Origin of the sequence: Spartinivicinus poritis, assembly GCF_028858535.1 — a bacterium.
GTDB lineage: Bacteria > Pseudomonadota > Gammaproteobacteria > Pseudomonadales > Zooshikellaceae > Spartinivicinus > Spartinivicinus poritis.
Map to the genome: position 1 here is coordinate 1 of NZ_JAPMOU010000125.1, position 3569 is coordinate 3569.

At 44.8% G+C, this 3569-nt stretch carries 3 protein-coding genes and 1 pseudogene; 1 reads left to right on the forward strand and 3 read right to left on the reverse strand.

Annotation, left to right across the window (positions count from 1 at the left end; all coding sequences use genetic code 11):
• Positions 1 to 569 precede the first annotated feature (569 nt).
• Positions 570 to 686, reverse strand: a pseudogene (locus ORQ98_RS29110) (ATP-binding protein); the annotation flags it as partial.
• A gap of 815 nt (positions 687 to 1501) precedes the next feature.
• On the opposite strand from ORQ98_RS29110, the gene ORQ98_RS29115 reads away from it, so the two are divergent.
• Positions 1502 to 1960, forward strand: a complete 459-nt coding sequence (locus ORQ98_RS29115; protein ID WP_274692333.1) for a hypothetical protein — start codon at positions 1502 to 1504, stop codon at positions 1958 to 1960.
• Between the two features lie 402 nt (positions 1961 to 2362).
• Here ORQ98_RS29115 and ORQ98_RS29120 read toward each other — a convergent pair whose 3' ends face one another.
• Positions 2363 to 3118 carry a helix-turn-helix domain-containing protein gene (locus tag ORQ98_RS29120; protein ID WP_274692334.1) on the reverse strand — a complete coding sequence of 252 codons (756 nt, stop codon included), beginning with the start codon at positions 3116 to 3118 and terminating at the stop codon, positions 2363 to 2365.
• A 159-nt stretch (positions 3119 to 3277) separates the two neighbouring features.
• The gene (locus ORQ98_RS29785; RefSeq protein ID WP_425347733.1) at positions 3278 to 3541 is read right to left on the reverse strand and encodes a transposase; all 264 of its coding nucleotides are present in this window, start codon (positions 3539 to 3541) and stop codon (positions 3278 to 3280) included.
• Positions 3542 to 3569: the final 28 nt, after the last annotated feature.

Sequence of the window (3569 nt, forward strand, 5' to 3'; positions counted from 1 at the left end):
GACAACCGCATTCTCACAGTTTCTATTTTTGGTTCAATCCTACCACTTTAAGACCAAAAACTGTCTACAGTATTGATGAATGAGCAGTTACACAAAATAAGTGACACTCTCGACCAAGTGCTCCTCATGCTGTAGTTAAAAAGAAACAATTAATCATTTCCTTTAATCTAATTGGCCATTATGGAGTAACTGCTATTATGTTAGCATTATTACAATGTTCCCTGTGGAACATCTGATGATTTCACCATCCACACCTTGTGTAGTTTGTAAACCTATCCCCTGGCGAATGACCTCCTTTTGACTAGAGTTATTGTTAAGAGGAGGGTGAGCTATCTGAAGTTGCTATGCCTGAGTTGTTAGAGCTAATAGCCGATTTTCTAATTCTGCCCGTTTGAGTTTTGTCATTAACTGCTCAAAGCTTAGAAATAATACCCGATGACCTGCCTCAGCTGCTTTCACTGCCAGTGATATATAGCTGGAAATCTATAATGTGGCATAAATAGAATGCCTCTACCCTCAGATACAGCCTGTTTATTGAGCGAATCGACTATGTCACTTTATGATTTTCTAGCTATAGCAATGTGGGTTTTGCCTACACCAGGCGGCCCTAGGAGTACAATATTTTCAGTCTGCTCAAAAAAACGTAACGACGCTAATTGGCGAATCATTTTCTTATCAATACTAGGAAGCTAAAATCACACTGCTCTAAAGGCTTTGGCTCTATATGAATTATGAAATACGTTGACATCTTTGGGAAACGGAGGAGGAATGAATGAGTAACGCCTGTGATTTAATGCATCAAAACAAAATACATTCTATATTACACTCTGCCACATCTAGAGAAAGCAAGGTGACATCGGCCACTCAGGCAAATGATTTCAATGTTAGCATCGGAAGCGAAGGTATCCGATGCAACTCACAAACAGGAGCCTGTGCACAACGTAAATGGCTGGTAGGAGGATCGGGCGAAGGGATTGGATATGGCAACCTAACATACAGGGAAGTGGAACGACAACAACTCGAATATGGTTTCCAACGGCAAGGATGCTACCGACGCCGTTACAAAGGGCAAGGGGCGTGGACCCAATACGGTGATGACTGCTCGCAACCAATTGGCTCAAGATGGGTTAACTTACCACGCAGAATAGCAATAAACCGTTGGCCATCGATAAAAGCATGGCTACTTCTTGGGTTACAGGGTGGGGAAACAACATCCCTAAGCGATGTCATCAAGAACGGAAATGTTCAAAACGCCACCGAGTGCGAACCTAACCGCCTAACGTATGACTTAGATCAACACCGGAGCAAATCCGGAGGTTGGAGCGTTGATGCGTCCGTAGGAGGGGGCAGCGACGGTCTAATCAGTGCGAGCGTCGGAGGCAGTTACGGTGAGGGGTGGGAAACCGGTTTCGAAATCGGGCGGTCTGGACAGTCTCCTGTACTATCCACCGCGTATACGGTAGGCTCGGGCACTAAATACCGAGGGGTGATTTATCGAGGGATGTTCTGGCCACACTACGCCATCGCCAAGGGTGTGGCGTCGGTGCTGGCAGAATTCAATCAAGGTACTTGGAACTTCAATAACGACAACGCGTACATCATTTACGTGGCTCCAGAGTACCCTCATGTGCTAGCCACGGTGGTGTCTGCCGCCCATATCATGCTCTTTACCCTAGAAATGGAAGAGGGAGAAAATAACCAGTGGCATGTCGCAAGCGTATCGCCCACCGGGGCGCTTCGACACTACTTTGAGGGAGTGGAATACCTAGTAGGAGGTGACTTCGACGAAGATCAAACGAGCCAAAATCTGGGGGGCTTGAAGTACAGTTTGGGAAAACGCACCCAATCAGCAATTAGTGAAGGCGGTGATTCGCCCGCAAGGGATAGAATGTACCTCAAACTACCGGGCGGAGAATCCTACCCAGCCCCCCTTCAAGATACCGAGCCAGCTAACCAATAAGGGGGCGACAGGCGAACACAAGTGAGAGGGGGTGAGGGAACCGAACGGTTTCGTTGCAAATAGGCTTAGCCCCAGACATCTGGTAATCACGGTAGCACTATTTGTATTAGTGTCATTACCGAGGGAAACTGACGGACTAATTACCAAGGGACTTTGTCGTAATAGGCTAACAACTGCAGATAAAATAAGCAACCTTGTAGCCTATTCAGATAAGTTAAAATCATTGATGGTAAGGCTGTTGATGGAGAAAGGCCGGCATACTCATAGGTCAACAGGGTAACGATAGACATAGCGGCCTCAAGGGACTTCTCTCGTCCCTCAAGACTCCTCCTTGACCCACGCCATGCCTATCTTGTTTTGAGTCGACTATGAGCATGCCCACATTTTATAGCATACAATTTATTAAACGACGGAAGCGGTCCGTTTTGCTTTTTTTACTCTGAGTATTTTGGTGTTTATTTTTTCTCTAAGCCAAATTGATCGGATACCCGACGGGCTCAGATCAATTTGATAAAGGGTTTTTAGCTGAGCTGATACTTGAGCCTGGCCTAGGTGGGGAGTATCAAGAGAGAATTTAATAACCACATTTTCTACTTCTTTAGCCGTTCTATTTTTATGATGCTTATCTGGACAAAAGGTACGCTTCAATGCCAGGGGTCCCTTCTCTTTAAGTAGTCGACGGTTTTTGTAAATGGTTTCTCGAGAGCAACCACTGATCCGGGCTGCCTCAGACACATTCCCCAGCTCATCTGCCAATGCAATTGCATCCAGTTTCTGTTGTATTTCTAGGTCATACATGGGGTGTTTGGAGGGTTCAATGACTTCTGATATGGCAAGGCGACGACCCGCAAAATACGCGCTAAAATCACCACCGGGTCGCTTCCGAATTTCTATTTTTTGCTTAGCAAGCGAATACTTAAGGGCGGATTCTATTAAGTAAAATTTGTTGCCATAGCTGAAGGTATGGTCATTACGGATCTTCCGATACTCTTTTTGTATACAGATGTCGTCGAGGTTAAGACGCGCAGGGACAGGCGTAAATTCAGGGGCTATTTCTTTTGCTTTAACCACGATATTTTTTTGCCAAAATTCGGGAATAAACACCGTCTGCAGATAGTCATTAGCGCATTGCCTATTGTTAATCTGCCGTAAGCGCATTTCAGGAATGAGGCGATCTTGAAGGGTATCGAAAGCACGCTCAATACGCCCTTTGCTCTGAGGGGAATGAGCAAATAGGATTTCATACCAATCCTGTTTATTAGCTTGTTAAAACAGCCCAGCCCCTGGAGCACAAGCTTTTAATGTTATTTTTCTTATTCACAAATACATTCCATGCCTCACAACAAGACTCAACAATATCATTGAAATTTTTAAAACAACGGTTTGCCAGTGAATCTTCTCTAAGTTTTCCCATATCCGCTCTACTGGGTTAAGTTCTGGGGAAACAGGTGGTAAATTTAATAGCATGATATTCACAGGTATTTCTAGATGATGAGTCGTATGCCATGCAGCTTGATCAACGATAACCAGTCTGTAGTGGTCCAGTAAAACCCAACAATTTTTTAAGAGGCTTTTTTCAATTGATGAGCTCTCTCAAACTCCATCGGTG